Source organism: Sphingosinicellaceae bacterium (assembly GCA_019285715.1).
In the GTDB taxonomy this organism is placed as follows: Bacteria; Pseudomonadota; Alphaproteobacteria; order Sphingomonadales; family Sphingomonadaceae; genus Glacieibacterium.
Genome location: CP079108.1, coordinates 665,717 through 685,941, shown reverse-complemented (window position 1 = coordinate 685,941; position 20,225 = coordinate 665,717). Strand labels below are relative to the sequence as shown.

Sequence of the window (20,225 nt, the reverse complement as noted above, 5' to 3'; positions counted from 1 at the left end):
CGGTGCCGAGCGCGTCCCCCTCGGCAAGCGATCCCTCCGAAGACGCGGGCAGCGACGCACCCGGCGCGGCGCGGGTCATCGACGCGGTCGTGCTCGTCGTCGATGTCTCGGGCTCGACGGCGCTGTCGGTCGCGCTCGAGGCCGATCACGGGCCGCGCGCCGCCGACCGGCTGGCCGGGCTGATGGACCGGCTGCTCGGAACCTTCGCGACGCTGGTGGAGGCCGAGGGCGGCACGGTGTTCGATGTCGTCGGGGACTCGGTGCAGGCGCTGTGGCCAGTCGAGTTTGCGGACGGAGCCGCAGCCGAAAGCGCCGGGCGCGCGGCGCTCGCGATGACCGCGCACATCGCGAAGGCGATGCAGGACGGACGCACGGGCGGCCACGAGGACCGACTGTCGGCGCGCGTCGGCATCGGCGCTGGCACCCTGACACTTGCCCCGATCGGCGGGTATCTGGACGACTGGAGCCCGTTCGTCTGGGGCCCGGCACTGCTCGATGCCGCGGTGACGACGACCCACGCCGCGGTCGGGGCGGTGGCTGTGCACCGTGATGCCTGGGGGCAATTCGAGGGATTGTTCGAGGGCCGGCAACTTCGCGGCGGCAGCTGGGAATTGATTGGCGCGCGGACGGGGATCACAGCGCGTGCCCTCAGTGGCCCGAGGCCGATTGTCGCCGAAAACGGAGCCGCAGCCTGGGCGGCTGAACTGCGCTCGGCGTCGATCCTGTTCGTCCGCCTGTTCCGCGCCGAGGAGCTTGCCGATGCTACCCCCGCTCACGTCAACACCCGCGTAGCGCTGGTGCAGGCCGCGACCATCGCCAACGGCGGCCAGCTCGACCGCGTCCACGCCGACGAGAAAGGCATCGCCGCGGTCGTTGCCTTCGGCCTGCCGCCGACCCCGATCGCCGACGCCGCGCCGCGCGCGCTGATCACCGCCATCGAGCTGCGCCGGCACCTCGGCGACCGCGGCGTCGATGTCGCCATCGGGGTCGCCACGGGCAAGGTCCGCGCCGGCATCGGCGGGGCGCATCCGGAGGTCTACACAACGATCTACGGCGGTGCCGCCAACCTCGCGGCGCGTTGCATGCAGGCCTGCCGCGACGAGATTCTGGTCGACACCGCGACGCGCCGGCTGGGCGGAGACCAGTTCGAGTTCTTCGCGCCCGAGGGCCACGCACTCAAGGGCTTCGACGCCAGCGTCGCGATCTTCGGGGTCGGCAACATCCGCCGCCGCCATGAAATCGCGGCCCTGTCCGACACGACGCCGCTGGCCGGTCGCGAGCGCGACGTTGCCTATATCGAGGCCTTCCTCGACGCCCCGACCGGCGCGCGGCTGCTGATGCTGGAGGGCGAGGTCGGGGTCGGCAAATCGCGGCTGGCGGCGCACGCCTCGACCATCGCGGCGCGGCGTGGGGATGCCCTGCTGGTCTGCCGCGCCGGGCCGCTGAGCGGCCACACTCCCCTGTTCGCGTGGCGTAACCCGGCAGCGTCGCTGCTCCGTGACTGGGCCCGCCGCCACAATGTCAGCGTCGGCGAGGCGCAGGCATCGGTGCTTGAAACCGTCGGCGAGGACCGCGGGCTGGCACCGCTGCTCGACCCGCTGTTCGGCCATGACGCGGCGCGCAAGGCGGACGAGCGTCTGCTCGGCGACCCGGAGGGGCGGCCCCGCCTCGCCCGCCGCCTGCAGAGCGCGGTCCTCGCGGAGTTGCTGGCTCCGGGCGGACGGCTGGTCGTCATCGACGACGCGCACTGGCTCGACGATGCCTCCGCGCAGCTTGCCGCCGACGTCCTCGACGCCCACCCGAACGTCCGGGTCGTGCTCGTCGGGCGCACCCCGCTCAAGACGCCGCCACAATTGCTCGCTGCCGCCGACGGGCCCGCCAGCATCGCGCGCTACACCATCGACTCGCTCGATCGGCGCGGGACCGCCGAGCTTGCCGCCGGGCTACTCGGTCCGATCGACGACCTCCACCCGCTGGTCGACTGGGTCCAAGCCCGCGCCCGGGGCAATCCGTTGTTCTCGCGCGAGCTGTTGAGCGCCCTGCCCCCCGAGCTGGTCGGTGCGGGTCTGGCAACGCCGGGCGCGTGGCGCGACGTCGAGGCGCGCCTGCTCGAACTCGACCTGCCCCAGACGATCGAGGATGCCGCCGCCGCTCGGCTCGGCGCGCAGCCGTTCGGTCGCCTCGGCATCCTCAAGGCGGCGAGCGTCATCGGCGGACAGTTCGACATGGCGATGCTGGTCGCGCTTGGAGTGCCGGTCGCCGCCGACGCCCTCGACGGCGAGCTTGCGGGCCTCGTCGACGAGGGGCTGCTGGTCGCCGACTGGCAGGACGAGCGCCCGGTCTGGCGCTTCGGCCACGCGATGGTCGGCGAGATCGTCTACGGCTCGTTGCCCGAGCGCACCCGCACCGACCTGCACCGCAAGGCGGTCGAGTATCTGGAGGCCCAGCCCGCCGTCGTGGTCCGCGCCGCCAGCGCCCAGATCGCGTATCACTGGATCAGGGCGGGCGTCCCCGAGCGCGCGATGCGGCCCCTGCGCCGGGCTGGCAGCGACGCCAACCGCGCCGGTGCCTATGCCGCCGCGCTCGGACATTTCGAGACCGCGCTGGCGATTGCCACCGACGACACCGACCGCGCCGTCGCCGAACCGTTGCGCCGTGCCCAGCTCCATCTCGACGTCTCCAACGCCCACATCATGCTGTCCGACCACCACAAGGCGGTCGCCCCGGCGATCGCCAGCCTCGACGGATTGTGGAGCGGCAAGCCGAAGCACCAGCTCGGCTGGGCGTTGATGGCGGCGCGCGAGGCGGCGGGCCTAACCCTGACGATCGCGCTGCCGACACTCTATGCGCGCCGCCGCCGCTCGACCCGCCACCGCGCCCGCAACCGCCTGCGCTGCGAGGCTGCCCAGCGCCTGTCCGACTGCTTCTTCAACCTGCAGGGCACGTTGCCGGCGGTGGCCTGCGCGTTGTTCGCGGCCCGCAGCGCCGAGGCCAGCGGCGACCTGTCGATCTCGGCCGAGCCCTATGGCATGCTCGGCTATGTCGCCGGGCTGAGCCGTCTCGAAGGCGTCGCCCGCTTCCTCGGCAACCGCGCCCTTGCGGACTGCGAGCGCAAGCAGAACTACCGCGGCCTCTACCGCATCCTGTTCAGCAAGATGTTCCTTGCCGTGTCTCTGGGACGCTGGGCCGAGGTCCACCAGCTGGCGCGCGAGGCGCAGGGTCTCGACGCGCGCTACCAGAGCACCCGCGACCAGGGGCTGACCCTCGTCAACATCGGCATCGCGCAGCAATGGTCGAGCGATTTCCGCGGCATGAAGACGACCTTCGAGGCGCTGGGGGCGCTCGGCGTGGCGCGTTCCGACGACAAGTTCATCGACTGGTCCGAGCTCTCACTGGGCCGCATCGCGCTGTACGAGGGCCACCTTGACGAGGCCGAGGCGCGCTTCAACCGCAGCCACGTCATGGCGGGGCGAATTGCCGAGGTGCAGGCGGTGCTGATCGCGGATTGCCTGCACGGCGTCGCGCTGCTCAGGCAGGGCCGCATCGACGACGTCGCGCCGCTCGCCGCCGGGCTGCTCGCGCAGGCGCAGGCCGCCCCGATGCAGATGGCGAGCGGCGATGCCTTCGCCGGGCTCGCCGAGATCATGAACGGCCTGCTCGCGCACGACGGCAGTGCTGCCAACCGCGCGAACGCTCTTGCCGCGCAGAAATTGCTCAAGCGCTATGCCGCGATCTTCCCCACCACGCGCCCGCTCGCGGCGCTGCACGGCGGGCAACTTGCGGCGCTCGGTGGCAAGCACCGCCGGGCGGAGGCGATGTGGCGCAAAGGGCTGACCGCAGCGCGGTCGATGGCGATGCCCTATGACGCCGCCCGCCTCCACGGCGCGCTGGCGACGCTGCCGTCGTCGACCGCGGGCGCCCGGTCGGCAGACGCCGCCCGCGCCGCCGAGCTCGCCGCCGCCTGCGGGGCGGTCAGCGTGCCGGCGCTACCGGTGACCACGAGGGGAGACTGAGATGGCCGTACTGCCGCCGCTGGTGATCACCGGGAACCGCATCGATGCGCTCGGCCCGGTGCACCTGCTCAACGTCGTGCTGCACAGCTTTTGCCTCGATGCCGACCGCGGCAAGGTGCAGGCGCTGCTCGACAAGACCTTCGATGCGCCGTCCGGTGGCCAGGTCCGCTACGAGGCGATCGGCGACAAGGTCTTCCTCAGCTTCGCCGAAATCCCCAAGCTCTATGCCGTCGACAGCGTCGAGAATGGCCACGGCTACAGCAGCGAGATCGACGTCACGCTCTGGGTCATGGCCCACCGCGTCGATGGCGGGCTGTTCGCGATCCGCTGGATCCCGGTCTATCTGTTCGTCGACAACGGCCCGGCGATGGCGAGCGGGCGCGAGGTCTGGGGCTTTCCCAAGCAGATGGCGCGCTGCGATTTCAGCCCGCTCGGCAGCAACCCCGCCGGGCCGCGCAGCTTCAAGGTCGAAGGCTTCGTGCTCGACCCGTTCGCGCCCACGAGCTGCACCCGCTGGGCCCCGATGATCGGCGTCGAGCCGATCGCCGCGCCGCCCGCAGCACCCGGCGTCGTCGCCACGCTCGAGCATTTCGCAGCCCTTGTCGGCGAGCGCCTGACCGAAAGCTTCGCCAGCATCGCCGGGAAGCTGCAGGCCGCGATCGGCATGGGCGCGATGACCATGGCGTTCCTCAAGCAGTTCCCCGACGCCGCCGACCCGATGACCGCCTGCTACCAGGGGATCATCGAGGCCGAGGCGAGGGTCGTTACGCTGCGCGGCGCCGGCCTCACCGACGATCACTACCGCGCGCAGGTGACGTCGTTCGCCAGCCAGCCGTTCCTCGACGAGCTCGGCATCGCGCCCGGCTGGCACGATGTCGGGCGCGGCGTGTGGATCGACTATGACTTCATCCTCGCGCTCGGGGCCGAGGTCTGGCGCGCGGGCGACTGAGCCACACGTCCTCGACAAAATTCGCGGGCGACCTTTGGTGCCGTGGACGGCGGCGGCCCGGAATGGCAGGCGCTGCCGGATGAACATCACGCTGCGCCACGCCCTGCTCTGCTGCGCCGCCGCGCTGGCTGCCGGACCCGCAATGGCCGCGGACGATGCCGCCGCTGCCGACCGCGCCGACATCGTCGTCACCGGGCTGCCCGCGGCAAAGGGTGACGCCGCCTACGACATCGTCGTCATCGATCACGACCGGCTGACCGGCACCGCCTCGAACCGCATCGAGGACGTGCTCCGCGATGTCGCCGGCTTCCAGCAGTTCCGCCGCACCGACAGCCGCACCGCCAACCCGACCAGCCAGGGCGCGACCCTGCGCGCCCTCGGCGGCAATGCCTCATCCCGCGCGCTGGTGCTGCTCGACGGCGCGCCGGTCGCGGATCCGTTTGCGGGCTACATCCCGTGGTTCGCGATCGCCCCCGAGCGGCTCGGCGCGGTCCGTGTGACGCGCGGTGCCGGAGCGGGCGCGTTCGGCACCGGCGCGCTGGCGGGCACGATCGAGCTGCAGAGCGCCGACGCCGCGACCCTGCCCCACTTCCAGGGCGAGGTCGACTACGGCAGCCGCAACAGCCTGTCGGCGAACGCCGTCGCCAGCGCCCAGCTCGGGGCCGGCAGCGCATCGCTGTTCGGACGCTACGACCAGGGCGACGGCTACATCATCATCCCCGAAGGCCAGCGCGGCCCCGCCGACATTCCGGCGCGCTACCGGCAGGGCAGTCTCGGCTTCCACATCGCGGCGCCTTTGACCGACGATGTCCAGCTGCTCGTCAACGGACTCGCCTTCCAGGACAAGCGGGTGCGCGGCATCGAAGGCAACGCGACCGACATCAAGGGTGCCAGTACCAGCGTGCGGCTGCTCGGCGACGGCAGCTGGAAGTGGGAGGCGCTGGCCTATCTGCAGTCGCAGACCTTCTCCAACACCGTCGTTGCGCTCGATCCGACCCGCACCGTCGCGACGCCGTCGCTCAACCAGTACAACACCCCAGCGACCGGCCTCGGCGGCAAGCTCGAGGTCCGGCCACCGACGGGCGACGGGCTGGAGCTGCGCTTCGGGGTCGACGTCCGCAACGAGGTCGGGCGCACCGAGGAGCAGTCGCGCTACCTGCTCGGCCGCTTCACCCGGCTCAGGCAGGGCGGCGGCCACAACACCGTCTTCGGCGGCTATGCCGAGGCCAGCGCGACCCCGCTAGACCGGCTGACGCTGACCGCCGGCGGCCGCATCGACCGCTGGCGCATCGCCGACGGCTTCCTCGAGGAGGTCGACGCGCAGACCTTCCAGCCGACCATCAACGATCACCCCGCCAACCGCACGAAATGGCAGCCGACCGGGCGCGGCGGCATCGCCTACGACGTGACGGACGCACTCAAGCTCCGCACCGCCGCCTACCTAAGCTACCGGCTGCCGACGCTGAACGAGCTGTATCGCCCCTTCCGCGTCGGTGCCGACGCCACCGGCAGCAACGCCGACCTCAAGCCCGAGCGGCTGAAGGGCGTCGAGATCGGCGCCGACTTCCGCCCGCTCGCAACGCTGCGCTTCGGCGTCACCGGTTTCATCAACCGGCTCGAGAACGCCATCGGCAACGTCACCATCGGCAGCGGGCCTGGCGTATTTCCGGAGGTCGGCTTCGTCGCGGCGGGCGGACTGTACCGCCAGCGCCAGAACCTCGACGCCATCGTCGCGCGCGGCATCGAGGCGGAGGCGCACCTGGCATTGAAGGACTGGCGCCTCGACGCGAGCTACGCCTACACCCACGCGCGGGTGGAAGCGTCCGGCATCGCTGCCGCGCTCGACGGCCTGCGCCCCGCCCAGACCCCGACCCACCAGGCCAGCGCGACGCTGGGATGGGCTCCGGCTGCCGGCTTCCGCGCGGCGGTGACCGGGCGCTACGTCAGCGGCCAGACCGAGGACGACCTCGGCGTCCGCCTGCTCGGCGACGCCGCGACCCTCGACGCGATGGTCGAGGTCCCACTGGCGCGCGGCGTGTTCGCGACCCTGCGCGGCGAGAATCTGACCAACACACTGATCGCCTCGGGGGTGTCGACCACGGGAATCGTCGACCGGGGCACGCCGCGGACGCTGACGATCGGGGTGCGGGTGGCGCGGTAGAGCAGGATGAAGTTGCTCGGACTCGGCGATTCGATTGGCCGGTCTGCCCCATCTTGGTTTTGGTTGTCATCCCCGCGCAGGCGGGGACCCATGAACACTGCCTGCGGAATCACTGCGGAGATTTGAGTTCATGGGTCCCCGCCTGCGCGGGGACGACAAACCTGGATTCAACGCAGGATCATCGCGCGAAACACGCCTACCGCGCCAGCCCATGCTCGTGCGCGAACGCCGCCGCCGCGCCGTACAACCCCGGCTGGGGGTAGGTCAGCAGCTTGACTGGCATCGCGGCCATGCGGCTCTCGAAGCGGCCCTTGGCGACGAAGCGCGTGCCGAAACCGGAGCGCGGCAGATGGTCGGCGATGCGCAGGCCGAGGCCACCGGCGATGACCACCGCGGTGGCGCCCTGCGCCAGTGCGATGTCGCCGGTGACCGCGCCGAGGCTGAGGCAGAAGCGGTCGACGGCCGCGGCGGCGAGGCTGTCGGTGCCCGCCAATCCGGCGGCCCAGAGCGCCTTGTCGTCGGTCTGCTGGAGCGGGCGGCCCTCCAGCGCCGACAGCGCCTCGTGGATGCTGACCAGGCCCGGCCCCGAGACGACGCGCTCGACGGAGACCCGGCGGAAGCGGGCGCGGAGGCGGGCGAGCACCGCGTCCTCGATGATGTCGAGCGGCGCGAAATCCATGTGCCCGCCCTCGGTCGGGATGACCTCATAGCCGCCCTCGCGCCGGAACAGTTGCGCGACGCCGAGCCCGGTGCCGGGGCCGACGATGCTGATCACGCCGTCGTCCGGCAGCGCCGCGTCGGGGCCGCACAGGTGGCGCAGGCTGTCGGGGCCGACCGCGGCGACGGCGTGCGCGACGGCGGCGAAGTCGTTGCACAACGTGTAGGTGTCGACCCCGAGCTTGTCGTGGATCAGCGACGGGCGGATGACCCATGGGTTGTTGGCCATCTTGAGGACTTCGCCGGTGACCGGCCCGGCGATGGCGATGGCGGCGGCGCGCGGCAATGGGCGCCCGAGTTCCGCGGCGAAGGCTTCCCACGCGGTCTGCAGGCTGGCGTAGTCGGCGGCCTTGAGCGTTACTTCGGAGCGCAGTTCGACGACCTTGTCGCCGTCGATCTCGGCGATGGCGAAGCGCGCGTGGGTGCCGCCGATGTCGGCTGCGACGATCTCCATTACAGGCCCGCCGCGGCCAGCATCGCCGACGCGCCGCGCTCGGCATCGTCGGCGCCGTGGCGCATCATCGCGAACAGCTCGCGGCCCGTGCCGAGCTGTGGCGGCGGCGGCAGCGCGGGGGTGCGCGCTGCCCACTCGCCGGGCGGGACCAGCACGTCGAGCTGCCCGGTGTCCGCGCTGAGCCGGATGATGTCGCCGTCGCGGACGCGTGCCAATGGCCCGCCGATCTCGGCTTCCGGGCTGACGTGGATCGCGGCGGGCACCTTGCCGCTGGCGCCCGACATGCGGCCGTCGGTGACCAGCGCAACCTTGAAGCCGCGGTCCTGCAGCACGCCGAGCGGCGGCGTCAGTTTGTGGAGTTCGGGCATGCCGTTGGCGCGCGGACCCTGGAAGCGCACGACGACGACGACGTCGCGCTCGAGCTCGCCCGCCTTGAACGCCGCAAGGACTTCGTTCTGGTCCGAGAACACCCGCGCCGGGGCCTCGATGGTATGCCGCTCGGGGGCGACGGCGCTGGTCTTGAAGGTGGCGCGCCCGAGGTTACCGGCGACCAGCCGCATGCCGCCGTCGGGCGCGAACGGGGCGACGGCGCTGCGCAACATTGCGGTATCGAGCGGCTCGGTGGGGGAGTCGCGCCAGACCAGGGCGTCGCCCGCCATCGCGGGTTCGCGGGCATAGTCCTCGAGGCTGTCGCCCGCCACCGTCAGCAGGTCGCCGTGGAGCAGGCCGGCGTCGAGCAACGTGCGGATCGTGTACGCCATGCCGCCCGCCGCCTGGAAGCGGTTCACGTCGCCGTCGCCGTTCGGGTAGATTCGCGCCACCAGGGGCACCACCGATGAGAGCCGGTCGAGGTCCTCCCAGTCGATGACGATGCCCGCCGCGCGCGCTATGGCGGGTAAATGGATGGCGTGGTTGGTCGAGCCGCCGGTCGCGAGCAGGCCGACCGCCGCATTGACGATGGCACGCTCGTCGATGCAGCGCCCGAGCGGCCGGTAGTCGTTGCCGTGCGCGCCGATCGCCGCCAGCCGGTGGACCGCGGCGCGGGTCAGCTCGGTGCGCAGCTTGGTGCCCGGGTTGACGAACGCCGCACCGGGGATGTGGAGGCCCATGACCTCCATCATCATCTGGTTCGAATTGGCGGTGCCGTAGAAGGTGCAGGTGCCGGGCGAATGGTAGCTCGCCGCCTCGGCATCGAGCAGCTCGGCGCGACCGACCTTGCCCTCGGCGTACAGCTGCCGGACGCGGACCTTCTCCTTGTTGGGCAGGCCCGACGGCATCGGCCCGGCGGGGATCAGGATCGTCGGCAAGTGCCCGAAGCGCAGTGCGCCGATCAGCAGCCCGGGGACGATCTTGTCGCAGATGCCGAGCAGCGCCGCGCCCTCGAACATGCCGTGCGACAGCGCCACCACCGTCGACAGCGCGATCGTGTCACGGCTGAACAGCGACAGCTCCATGCCGACCTGGCCCTGCGTGACGCCGTCGCACATCGCCGGCACGCCGCCCGCAACCTGCGCAGTCACGCCGGCCTCGCGCGCGAACAGCTTCATCGCCTCCGGGTAGCGACCGTACGGCTGATGCGCCGACAGCATGTCGTTGTAGGCGGTGACGATGCCGATGTTCATGGCGCGCCCGCTGCGGATCTCGGCCTTGTCGCCCTCGGCGGCCGCGAAGCCGTGGGCGAGGTTGCCGCAGCTCAGGATCGGCCGGCGCAAGCCGCCCTCAGCCTCGCGCGCGATCAGGTCGAGGTAGGCGGTGCGGCCCGGGCGGCTGCGTTCGATGATGCGGTCGGTGACGGCGGCGACAACCGGATGAAGCGACATCTACGGACTCCAGTAAGCGGTCACGGGGGCCTTGGCGACGGCGAGCAGGCGCGCGATCGGCAGGTCGTTCTGGCCCGCATCCGCAGCCTCGAGCAGGGCGCGCTTGTCGGCGCCCCGCACCACCAGGATGATCGAGGTCGCCTCGACCAGCGCGGCAAAGGTCAGCGACAGCCGGTCGAACGGCGCGTCGGCGGGCAGCGGCACCGGCGCGACGCGGATCACGCCCGCGGGCGCTTTCGGGTCGGGGTCGATATTCGGGAACAGCGAAGCGACATGCCCGTCCGCGCCCATGCCGATCCAGACGACATCGAAGTGCGGCGGCACCAGCCCCAGCGCCAGCGGCTGCAGGTGCGCGCCCGCCCCGCCGAACGCCTTCGCCAGCCCGCCGATGTTGCTGGCCCGGTGCGACGGCGGCACCAGCCGGTCGTCGGTCGGCCACAAAGTGACGCTGTCCCACGGCAGGTCGCGCGCCGCGAGCCGCGCGAAGATCGCCTTGGGGGTGGCGCCGCCCGGGAAGGCGAGGATCTTGCGACCCGGCGCGGCGACCACCGCCGCCAGCGCATCCGCCACCGCAGCGTCGCCGCCGTCCGGGGCCCAGGTAAGCTTAGTCATGCCAGCTGACTCCGTCGCGCTCGGTCAGCGCGATCGCCGCGCTCGGCCCCCAGCTACCGGCGCCGTAGGTCTTGGGCGTCATCCCGGCCTTGGCCCAGCCGTCGCGGATCGCATCGATCCAGGTCCATTGCGCCTCGACCTCGTCGCGCCGCACGAACAGGGTAGGGTCGCCCGCCAGCAGGTCGAGCAGCAGCCGCTCATAGGCGATCCGCCGCCGCACGTCGGCAAAGGCATTGGCCATCTCGATGTCGAGCGGCACTTCGCGCAGGTGCAGCCCGTCGCGGTCGAGGCCGGGTTGCTTGGCCATGATCGTCAGCCGGATATTCTCCTCGGGCTGGAGCAGGATCAGCAACTTGTTCGCCTTGAGGTCGGCCCCGCGCTCGTCGAAGATCGAGTGCGGCACCGGCTTGAACTGGATGACGATCTCCGACGTCCGCGACGGCAGTCGCTTGCCGGTTCTCAGGTAGAACGGCACGTCCTTCCACCGCCAGTTGTCGATGTGCGCCTTGAGCGCGACGAAGGTCTCGGTGCCGGACGCATGGCCGAGTTCCTCGGCATAGCCCGGCACCGGCTGGCCGACGCTGGCCCCCGCACCGTACTGTCCGATGACGCTGCACGCCTCCACGGTCTTGCGGTCGATCGGGCGCAGCGAGCGCAGCACCTTGACCTTCTCGTCGCGGACACTGGCGGCGTCGAGCCGGCCCGGCGCTTCCATCGCGACCAGCGCGACCAGCTGCAGCATGTGGTTCTGGACCATGTCGCGGAGCGCGCCCATGCCGTCGTAATAGTCACCCCGGCCCTCGACGCCGACGGTTTCCGAAACGGTGATCTGGACGTGGTCGATGCCGCCCTTGTTCCACAACGGCTCGAACAGGATGTTGCCGAAGCGCAGCGCCAGCAGGTTCTGCACCGTTTCCTTGCCAAGGTAGTGGTCGATGCGGAAAGTCTGGCTCTCGTCGAAGGCGGCGGCGGCCTGGTCGTTGATGGCGCGGCTGGAGGCGAGATCATGGCCGAGCGGCTTCTCCAGCGCGAGGCGGGTGGTCGGCCGCGCGAGCCCCGAGGCGACCAGCCCGGCGATGGTCGCGCCGAACAGCGACGGCGCGGTCGACAGGTAGATCGACAGATTGTCGGCACCGTCGCCGACCGCCTCCGCGAGCGCCCCGAACGCCTGCGGGTCGCTGGCATCGAGCGCGACATAGCTCAATCGGGCAAGGAAGCGCTCGACCTGCGCCGGGTCCTGCCGCGCCTTGTCGACGTAGGTCGCGAGTGCCTCGGCGGCGACGCCGCGATAACCGTCGCTGTCGTGCTTGCTGCGCGCCGTCGCGACGATGCGCAGGTCGTCGGGCAGCAGGCCGTCCGCATCGAGGCCGAACAGCGACGGCAGCAGCATGCGCCGCGCCAGGTCACCGGTCGCACCGAACAGCAGCAGCGACTTCACGGTCGAATCTCCGGAGTTGGGTCAGAATGGGGCATGGTACGCTGCCGCCCGGTACTTGGCCCCCGGGGGCGGCGCTGGCAAGACCGTACCGGCCCCGACGACCGGCTCCAGCGACCCGCGACGACAATTCAGGTTCAGTGCAGGACGATCCTGCTCTAGAACGCGCCATCCCCTGATTACCGAGACCTTTTTCATGCGAATTCGTCCGGGCGCGACCCTCGTTGCCGCGCTGCTTGCATCGAGTGCGGTCACCGCCGCGCCGCCGGCTCCAACCGTGACAGCGACCGCGCCGGCCCCGACCGCAGCGCTGGTCCGGCAGGTCGAAATTCCGCACGAGGAATTCACCCTCGCCAACGGCCTGCGCGTCATCATCCACACCGACCGCAAGACCCCGGTGGTCGCGGTCAGCGTCTGGTACCACATCGGCTCCAAGGACGAGCCGGCCAGCAAGACCGGCTTCGCGCACCTCTACGAGCACCTGATGTTCTACGGCTCGGAGCACAACAACGACGTCTTCTTCAAGAAGCTCGAGGAGAACGGCGCCACCGATTCCAACGGCACGACGTGGTTCGACCGCACCAATTATTTCGAGAACGTGCCGACGCCGGCGCTCGACCTGGCGCTGTTCCTCGAGTCCGACCGCATGGGCCACCTGCTCGGCGCGATCGACCAGAAGAAGCTCGATGCCCAGCGCGCCGTCGTCAAGAACGAGAAGCGGCAGGGCGACAACCAGCCGATGGGGCTGCTCGAATATGCGCTGCTGGAGGGCATCTTCCCGCCCGGCCACCCGTACCGCCACGACACCATCGGCAGCATGGCCGACCTCGACGCCGCCAGCCTGGAGGACGTCAAGAACTGGTTCCGCGCCAACTACGGCCCCAACAACGCGGTCCTCGTGCTCGCCGGCGACACCGACGTCGCCACCGCCAAGCCGTTGATCGAGAAATATTTCGGCGACATCCCGCGTGGTCCCGAGCCGCGGCGCTTCGCGGCCCCGGTGCCGCCACGCCCGGTGACGACGCGTGAGACGATGCACGACGCGATCCCGCTTCCGCGCCTGACCCGCGTCTATGTCCTGCCCGGGCGCACCGACGCCGTGACCCCGCTGGTCGACGTCGCGGCGACGGTGCTGGCGGGCGGCGACACCTCGCGGCTGTACCAGGATCTGGTCCGCGACAAGCGCCTCGCGGTCGGCGTCAGCGGCGGCGTGCAGGCGTTCGAGAAGGTCAGCTGGGCGCAGTTCGACGTCGATGTCGCGCCCGGTGTCGATCCCAAGGTCGTCGACGCGCGCATCGACCAGCTGTTCGCCGAGTTCCGGAAAAACGGCCCGACGGCGGACGAGGTCCAGCGCGTCGCCACCCGCGCCGTGTCGGGCACGATCCGCTCGCTGGAGGCTGTCGGCGGCTTCGGCGGCAAGGCCGTCGCGCTGGCCGAGGGCGCGGTCTACGCCGGCGACCCGAACTACTACCGCACCGAGCTGGCGCGCTATGCCGATGCGACGCCCGCGAGCGTCGGCGCGGCTGCCCGCCGCTGGCTGGCGACCGGCGACCACCGCATCACCATGCTGCCCGGAACCCGCGAGCCGCGCGACGTCGCCAAGGCGGTCGAGGGCAGCGAGGACGCTCCCAAGGGCGTCACCGCACCGCCGGTCCGCGCCGCCTCGACCCAGGCCGGGGTCGACCGTTCGGTCCTGCCGGCCGTCAAGGGCCTGCCCGACCTCGTCTTTCCGCCGGTCGAGCGCGCGACGCTCGCCAACGGCATGAAGGTCACTCTGGTCCGCCGCGCGGAGTTGCCGGTGGTCCGCATGATGCTGTCGTTCGATGCCGGGCTCGCCGCCGACAACGTGATCCTCGACGGTCCGGCCAAGCCGGGCACGACCGCGCTGATGCTGGCGCTGCTCGACGAGGGCGCGGGCAAGCTGACCGGCCCGGAGATCTCGAAGGCGGAGGAGCGCCTCGGCGCGCGCGTCAACGCCGCCGCCGGGCTCGACCGCACCCGCATTTCGCTCGACGCGCTCAAGCCCAACCTCGCCGCCTCGCTCGACCTGATGGCCGACGTCACCCGGCGCCCGGCGTTCCCGGCCGCCGAAATCGAGCGTGTCCGCGCCCAGGCAATCGCCGGACTGGCGCAAGAACTGAGCGATCCCAACAGCTTAAGCCGGCGCACGCTGCCCGGCCTGATCTACGGACCGACCCATCCCTACGCCAGCCTCGGCTCCGGCACCGAGGCCGGCCTCAAGGCGATAACCCGCAATGACCTGATTATGGCACAAGTTCGTACCATTCGGCCCGACACCGGCGAGTTCTTCGTCGTCGGGGACGTCACCATGGCCGAACTGAAGCCGCTCCTCGACGCCCGTTTCGGCGACTGGCAGGCCCCGAAGCAGCCGCGCGTCGTCAAGACCTTCGCCACCGCGACGCCGCCCACGTCGTCGCGGATCGTGCTGATCGACCGTCCGGGCTCGCCCCAGTCGGTGATCCGCGGCGGCTTCGTGCTGCCGCTCAAGGGCACCGACGATCCGCTCGACCTGCGCGTCGCCAACGACATCGTCGGCGGCCTGTCGACCTCGCGCCTCAACACCGACATCCGCGAGACCAAGGGCTGGGCCTACGGCGTCGGCACCGCGGTCGGCGACGCCCGCGAGCAGCTCGCGTTCCAGGTGGTCGCGCCGGTCCAGAGCGACCGCACCGGCGACTCGATCGCCGCGATGACCGCCGACCTGCAGGGCCTCAAGACCAAGCCCATCGACGCCGCCGAGCTCGGCAACGCCACCGCGAACAGCATCCGCTCGCTACCCGGCGACTTCGAAGCGGGCACCTCCGTGCTGGCAGCGCTCGAGCGCAACGCGTTGCTCGGCCGCAGCGACGACTTCTACACCACCCTGTCGGGCCGCTACCGCGCTATGACCCCGGCCGCGGTCAACGCCGCCGCCGCGCCGCTGACGAGCGTGCCGATCACCTGGGTCGTCGTCGGCGACCGCGCGACGGTCGAGCCGCAGCTTAAGAAGCTCGGTCTGCCGATCGAGGTGCGGTGATCGCCGTGGACATTCCCACCCTCCCCCGCTAACGGAACCCACGAGGGCGCGGCGCAAGCAACGCCCTCGTGATCGCGCCGGTGCCCTCGCAAGAGGGCTTAAAAGGGAATGCGGTGCGGGGTTTCGGCCCCAAATCCGCGGCTGTCCCTGCAACTGTAAGCGGCGAGCGCGCTGCACACGGCCCCTCCGGGCCAGCCACTGGGACTCACGTCCTGGGAAGGCGTGCATCGTGCCATGACCCGCGAGCCAGGAGACCTGCCAGCGCACCGGTCGCTCTTGCCTTGGCCCAGGGATTGGCCGTGGCACGGTCTTCCGTCTGAGCGACGAACCTGCGGCTGGGGCCGCACCGGTTCGCGTGGCGACGCCCGAGGTGTCCGCCGCCCGCGCTCCGGCCGTTCGCGCGGAAGTCCCGGCCTCGTCGCTCACGACGCCCGAGGACCGACCATGCGCTCGCTGCTAACCCTGACTCTGCTCGCCACCGCCGCCCCCGTGCTGGCGCAAAGCAACCCCTCCCTGCCCACCACCGATGCCAGCGGCGAGACCATCGTCGTCACCGCCAGCCGCTCGGGCGACGCTGTCCGCGTCGACCAGCTCGGGGCCTCGGTCACCGTGCTCGATGCCGCCGCGCTCGACGAGCGCCAGACCCGGCAGGTGTCGGACATCCTCCGCGACGTGCCCGGCGTCGCGGTGAACCGCTCCGGGGGCGTCGGCGGCCTGACCCAGGTCCGGTTGCGCGGCACCGAGGGCAACCACGTCCTCGTCCTGATCGACGGCATCAAGGCCTCCGACCCGTACTCCGGCGAGTTCGACTTCGGCACGCTGATCGCCGACGAGGCCGCCAAGATCGAGGTGCTGCGCGGCCAGCAGTCCTCGCTGTACGGCTCCGACGCGATCGGCGGCGTCATCCAGTACATCACCCTGACCGGAGCCGAGCAGCCCGGCATCAGCGCACGCCTCGAGGGCGGCTCGTTCGGCACGGTAAGCGGCGGCGCGCGCGTTGCCGGCGTCAGCGGCCCACTCGACTACGTCCTGACCTCCTCGACATACCACACCGACGGCACGCCCACGGCGGTCGGTGGCAGTCGCGATCTCGGCTCCGACCAGGTCGGCGCGTCGGGCAAATTGACGTGGACGCCGAGCGAGATCTTCAAGCTGACCGGCGTCGCGCGCTACAGCTGGACCGACGCCGACCTCAACAACACCGAGAACGACCCAAGCAGCCCGCGCTTCGGCACGATCATCGACAGCCCCGGCACCTATTACACCGCGCGCTCGCTGTACGGGCTGGTGCGCGGCGAACTGAGCCTGCTCGACGGGCGCTGGACCAACGTCCTGTCGGGCCAGGTCGCGGACACCAAGCGCAGCAACTACACCGCCGCCGGCCTGGATTTCGGCGACCACGGCACCCGCTACAAGGGCAGCTTCGAGAGCGCGATCCGGTTCGACAGCGACCGCGTCAAGCAGCGCGTCACCGGTGCGGTCGACGTCGAGCGCGAGGAGTTCCGCAACTCCTCCCCGGAGAACCCGTTCACCTTCACCGGCAAGCGTCACACCGACAATGTCGGGCTGGTCGGGGTCTACGACCTCGTCGTCGACGACCGGCTCGCGGTCGGCGCGTCGGTCCGCCACGACTTCAACACGCGCTTCGCCGACGCCACGACCTTCCGCGTCCAGGGCAGCTACAAGCTCGACACCGGCACGCGTTTCCGCGCCGCCTATGGCACCGGCGTCAAAAATCCGGGCTACTTCGAGCTCTACGGCTTCTCCGACGGCCGCTACATCGGCAACCCGAACCTCAAGCCCGAGAAGTCAAAGGGCTGGGAGGCCGGCGTCGAGCAGTCGCTGATCGACGGCAAGGCAACGCTCGGTGTCACCTACTTCCGCAGCAAGCTGACCGACGAGATCTTCACCACCTACCCGGCGCCGGACTATATCGCGACGCCGGGCAACCGCGACACGCTGTCGAAGCAGCACGGCGTCGAGGTGTTCGCGTCCGCCCGCCCGATCCAGCAGCTGCGGATCGACCTGAGCTACACCCACCTCCACGCCCGCGAGGACGGCGCGGTCGAGGTCCGGCGTCCGAACGACATCGGCAGCGCCAATTTCACCGTGTTCAGCAAGGACGAGCGCTTCTCCGGAACGCTGACCGCGCGCTACAACGGCGACCAGCGCGACGTCGCCTTCACCGACCCGTCGTTCGTGCCGGTCAACGTCGTCTTGAAGGACTATGTGCTGCTCAACCTCGCTGCCTCCTACAAGCTGACCAAGACCATCGAGGTCTTCGGCCGCGTCGAGAACCTGCTCGACGAAAAGTACCAGGAGGTGTTCAGCTTCGTCTCGCCCGGGCGCGGTGCCTATGGGGGAGTGCGGCTCAGCTTCTGATGCGACGCTTGCTCGCCCTGGCCCTCGTCGTCGCCGCTCCGGCAGCGGCGGGGGCGCAGGGACGGGTGATGTCGATCAACCAGTGCGCCGACCAGCTCGTGCTGGCGCTGCTGCCGCCTGGGCGCATCGCCTCGGTAAGCTGGCTGTCGCGTGATCCGGCGATGTCGCAGATGGCGGCGGCAGCGAGTCGCGTGCCGGTCAACTACGGCAGCGCCGAGGAGGTGCTGCGAGAGCGGCCCGGCCTCGTTATTGCCGGCGTCTACACTACCCCGGCGACGCGCGCGTTGGTCCGCAAGCTCGGGCTGCCGATGCTCGAACTCGGCTCGGCGGACAGCTTCGCCGCGATCCGGTCGCAAATCCGGCAGGTCGCCACGGCAGTCGGAGCGGAGGCGCGCGGGGAGGCGCTGGTCGCGCACCTGGACGCCGGCATCACAGCGCTTGCGGCAACACCCGGCCCGCCGGTGCGGGTCGCGGCGTGGGACAGCGCAGGCTTCGCGGCGGCGCGTGGATCGCTCTACGACACGGTGCTCGGCGCGGCGGGCGCGCGCAATGTTGCCGCCGAGCCGGGGGTCGGCTCGCCCGATGTCGAGACCCTGCTCGCGGTCGCGCCGGCGCTGCTTGTCCGCGGCGGCCGGGCCGAGCGCGACACGCCGCGCGGCGACCGCGATCACCCGCTGATCCGCCGCCTGTGGAGCGGGCGCACGGTGATTGTGCCCGCCACCGCGACGATGTGCGGGACCCCTTACACGGCGGATGCCGCGCTCAAGCTGCGCGCGGATCTCAACGCCGCGGTTCACCCATGACCCGCTGGCTCGTCCCCGCCCTGTCCGCAGTCCTCGCCGTCGCCGTGCTGGCGTCCCTGCTCGCCGGCCAGGTCTGGCTGACCCCCGCCGAAGTCCTCGCCGGCCTCCGCGACCACGCCAGCCTCGCCGGGCTGATCGTCACCGAGGTCCGCCTGCCGCGCGCCGTCCTCGGCGTCCTCGTCGGCGGTATCCTCGGGCTGTCGGGCGCGGTCTTGCAGGGCCTGCTGCGCAACCCGCTCGCTGAACCCGGCCTGCTCGGCGTGTCGTCGGGCGCATCGCTCGGCGCGGTTATCGCGATCTATTACGGCCTGTCGGGCACGCTCAGCCTCGCCGCCCCGATCTGCGGCCTCATCGGCGCGCTGGTCACCGCCGGGACGGCGCTGGCCCTGTCGCGCGGCGGGGGCACCGCGACGCTGATCCTCGCGGGAGCGGCGGTGTCGTCGATCGCGTCCGCAGGCGTCGCACTGGCGCTAAACCTCGCGCCCAACCCTTATGCCGCCTACGAGATCACGACCTGGCTGCTCGGCTCACTGGCCGACCGCAGCTGGGACCATGTCCGCCTCGCCGGCCCTTTCATCCTCGCGGGCGCGGCGCTGCTGTTCGTCACCGGGCGCTCGCTCGATGCGCTGGCGCTCGGCGAGGCACAGGCCGAGAGCCTCGGCATCGACGTCCGCCGCACGCGGTGGCTGGCGTTGTTCGGCACCGCGCTCGGCGTCGGCGCTGCGACCGCGGTGACCGGTGCGATCGGCTTCGTCGGGTTGGTCGCGCCGCATCTGGTACGACCGCTCGTCGGCCACCGGCCCGGCCACGCGCTGCTCCCGGCGACGCTCGCGGGCGCGATCATCGTCACCCTCGCCGACATCGCGGTCCGCCTCGACCGGGTGCCCCCGGAGATCAAGCTCGGCGTCTTCATCAGCATGATCGGCGCGCCATTCTTCCTTTGGCTCGTCCTGCACCTGCGCCGGACCTCGCCGTGAGCGCGCTGATGCTCAGCGGCATCTGCGTCCGCCGCAGCGGGCGGCTGGTGCTCGATACCGTCGACGCGCTGTTCCAGGAGAAGATGCTGACCGCGGTCATCGGCCCCAACGGTGCGGGCAAGAGTACCTTGCTCGCGGTCGCCGCAGGGTTGCTCGTGCCCGCCGCCGGGAGCGTCACCCTCGGCGGCGTTGCGCTCACCGACATGGGCCGCCGCGACCTCGCCAGTCGGCGCGCCTATCTGCCCCAGAACCCTCGCGTTGACTGGCCGATCAGCGTCGAGCGGGTCGTCGCGCTCGGGCTGACGCCATCACTTCCGGCGTTCGGCGGACTGCCCGCAAACCTGCAGCCGCGCATCGAGGCGGCGCTTGCCGCGCACGACCTGCTCGCCCTCCGCGACCGCCCTGCCACCGCATTGTCGGGCGGCGAACTCGCCCGCGCCATGCTCGCCCGCGCCACCGTCGGCGACCCCGAATTGCTGATCGTCGACGAGCCGACCGCCGGCCTCGACCCCCGCCACGCCCTTGCCGCCGCGTCGGCCCTGCGCGCGCGCGCCGATGCCGGGCGGACGGTCGTCATGGCGGTCCACGACCTCGACCTCGCGCTACGCGTCGCCGACCGGGTGATCGCGCTCAAAGGCGGGCGGATCGCCGCCGCCGGGACCGTAGCCGCAGTGTTCGACGACACCGTGCTCGGGGCGCTCTACGAGGTCGAGGCGCACGTCCGGGACGGCACCGTACGCTTCGGCTGAGTCACGCGACGACACGCCTGATGTTTTCGTCATCCCGGCGAACGCCGGGACCCAGCTAACCCCGCATCCGGTCCTCTGAGTAAGCTGGGTCCCGGGTCAAGCCCGGGAAGTCGATC

12 protein-coding genes and 1 riboswitch are annotated in these 20,225 nt (G+C 71.2%); of the genes, 8 read left to right on the top strand and 4 right to left on the bottom strand.

Translation table 11 applies throughout. The features are described 5' to 3' along the window. Positions 1 to 2: 2 nt before the first annotated feature. The 3 genes from KX816_03285 (at position 3) to KX816_03275 (ending at position 7,123) form a co-directional block, all read left to right on the top strand. Entirely contained in the window at positions 3 to 4,013 is a 4,011-nt protein-coding gene (locus tag KX816_03285) for an AAA family ATPase (GenBank protein ID QXQ07092.1), read from the top strand. Position 4,014: 1 nt separating this feature from the next. After that, the gene (locus KX816_03280) at positions 4,015 to 4,962 is read left to right on the top strand and encodes an acetoacetate decarboxylase family protein (GenBank protein QXQ07091.1); all 948 of its coding nucleotides are present in this window, start codon (positions 4,015 to 4,017) and stop codon (positions 4,960 to 4,962) included. 79 nt (positions 4,963 to 5,041) lie between these two features. Continuing rightward, positions 5,042 to 7,123, top strand: coding sequence for a TonB-dependent receptor (locus KX816_03275; GenBank protein ID QXQ07090.1), 2,082 nt, complete (start codon positions 5,042 to 5,044; stop codon positions 7,121 to 7,123). Between the two features lie 196 nt (positions 7,124 to 7,319). On the opposite strand, the gene glk is transcribed toward KX816_03275, so the two are convergent. Genes glk through zwf form a run of 4 tightly spaced genes read right to left on the bottom strand, consistent with a single transcriptional unit; the run spans position 7,320 to position 12,116 of the window. Continuing rightward, positions 7,320 to 8,294, bottom strand: a complete 975-nt coding sequence (glk, locus tag KX816_03270; protein ID QXQ07089.1) for a glucokinase — start codon at positions 8,292 to 8,294, stop codon at positions 7,320 to 7,322. Next, on the bottom strand, positions 8,294 to 10,114 hold the full coding sequence (edd, locus tag KX816_03265; protein ID QXQ07088.1) for a phosphogluconate dehydratase: 1,821 nt from the start codon (positions 10,112 to 10,114) through the stop codon (positions 8,294 to 8,296). The genes glk and edd overlap by 1 nt, the downstream gene beginning before the upstream one ends. Then, positions 10,115 to 10,726 (bottom strand): 6-phosphogluconolactonase, encoded by a 612-nt coding sequence (locus KX816_03260; GenBank protein QXQ07087.1) that lies wholly within the window; start codon positions 10,724 to 10,726, stop codon positions 10,115 to 10,117. Beyond that, positions 10,719 to 12,116, bottom strand: coding sequence for a glucose-6-phosphate dehydrogenase (gene zwf / locus KX816_03255; GenBank protein QXQ08375.1), 1,398 nt, complete (start codon positions 12,114 to 12,116; stop codon positions 10,719 to 10,721). Before zwf ends, KX816_03260 begins: the two co-directional genes overlap by 8 nt. 241 nt (positions 12,117 to 12,357) lie before the next feature. Between zwf and KX816_03250 the strand changes: the two genes are divergently transcribed. The 5 genes from KX816_03250 (at position 12,358) to KX816_03230 (ending at position 20,109) form a co-directional block, all read left to right on the top strand. Beyond that, positions 12,358 to 15,198 carry an insulinase family protein gene (locus tag KX816_03250; GenBank protein QXQ07086.1) on the top strand — a complete coding sequence of 947 codons (2,841 nt, stop codon included), beginning with the start codon at positions 12,358 to 12,360 and terminating at the stop codon, positions 15,196 to 15,198. Between the two features lie 61 nt (positions 15,199 to 15,259). Further along, positions 15,260 to 15,476, top strand: a riboswitch (cobalamin riboswitch). A 166-nt stretch (positions 15,477 to 15,642) separates the two neighbouring features. Further along, positions 15,643 to 17,580 (top strand): TonB-dependent receptor, encoded by a 1,938-nt coding sequence (locus KX816_03245; GenBank protein ID QXQ07085.1) that lies wholly within the window; start codon positions 15,643 to 15,645, stop codon positions 17,578 to 17,580. After that, positions 17,580 to 18,383 (top strand): ABC transporter substrate-binding protein, encoded by an 804-nt coding sequence (locus KX816_03240; GenBank protein QXQ07084.1) that lies wholly within the window; start codon positions 17,580 to 17,582, stop codon positions 18,381 to 18,383. The genes KX816_03245 and KX816_03240 overlap by 1 nt, the downstream gene beginning before the upstream one ends. Then, positions 18,380 to 19,360: an iron ABC transporter permease gene (locus tag KX816_03235; GenBank protein ID QXQ07083.1), complete on the top strand. Its 981-nt coding sequence runs from the start codon at positions 18,380 to 18,382 to the stop codon at positions 19,358 to 19,360. Before KX816_03240 ends, KX816_03235 begins: the two co-directional genes overlap by 4 nt. Further along, entirely contained in the window at positions 19,357 to 20,109 is a 753-nt protein-coding gene (locus KX816_03230) for an ABC transporter ATP-binding protein (GenBank protein QXQ07082.1), read from the top strand. The genes KX816_03235 and KX816_03230 overlap by 4 nt, the downstream gene beginning before the upstream one ends. The last annotated feature ends 116 nt before the right edge of the window (positions 20,110 to 20,225 follow it).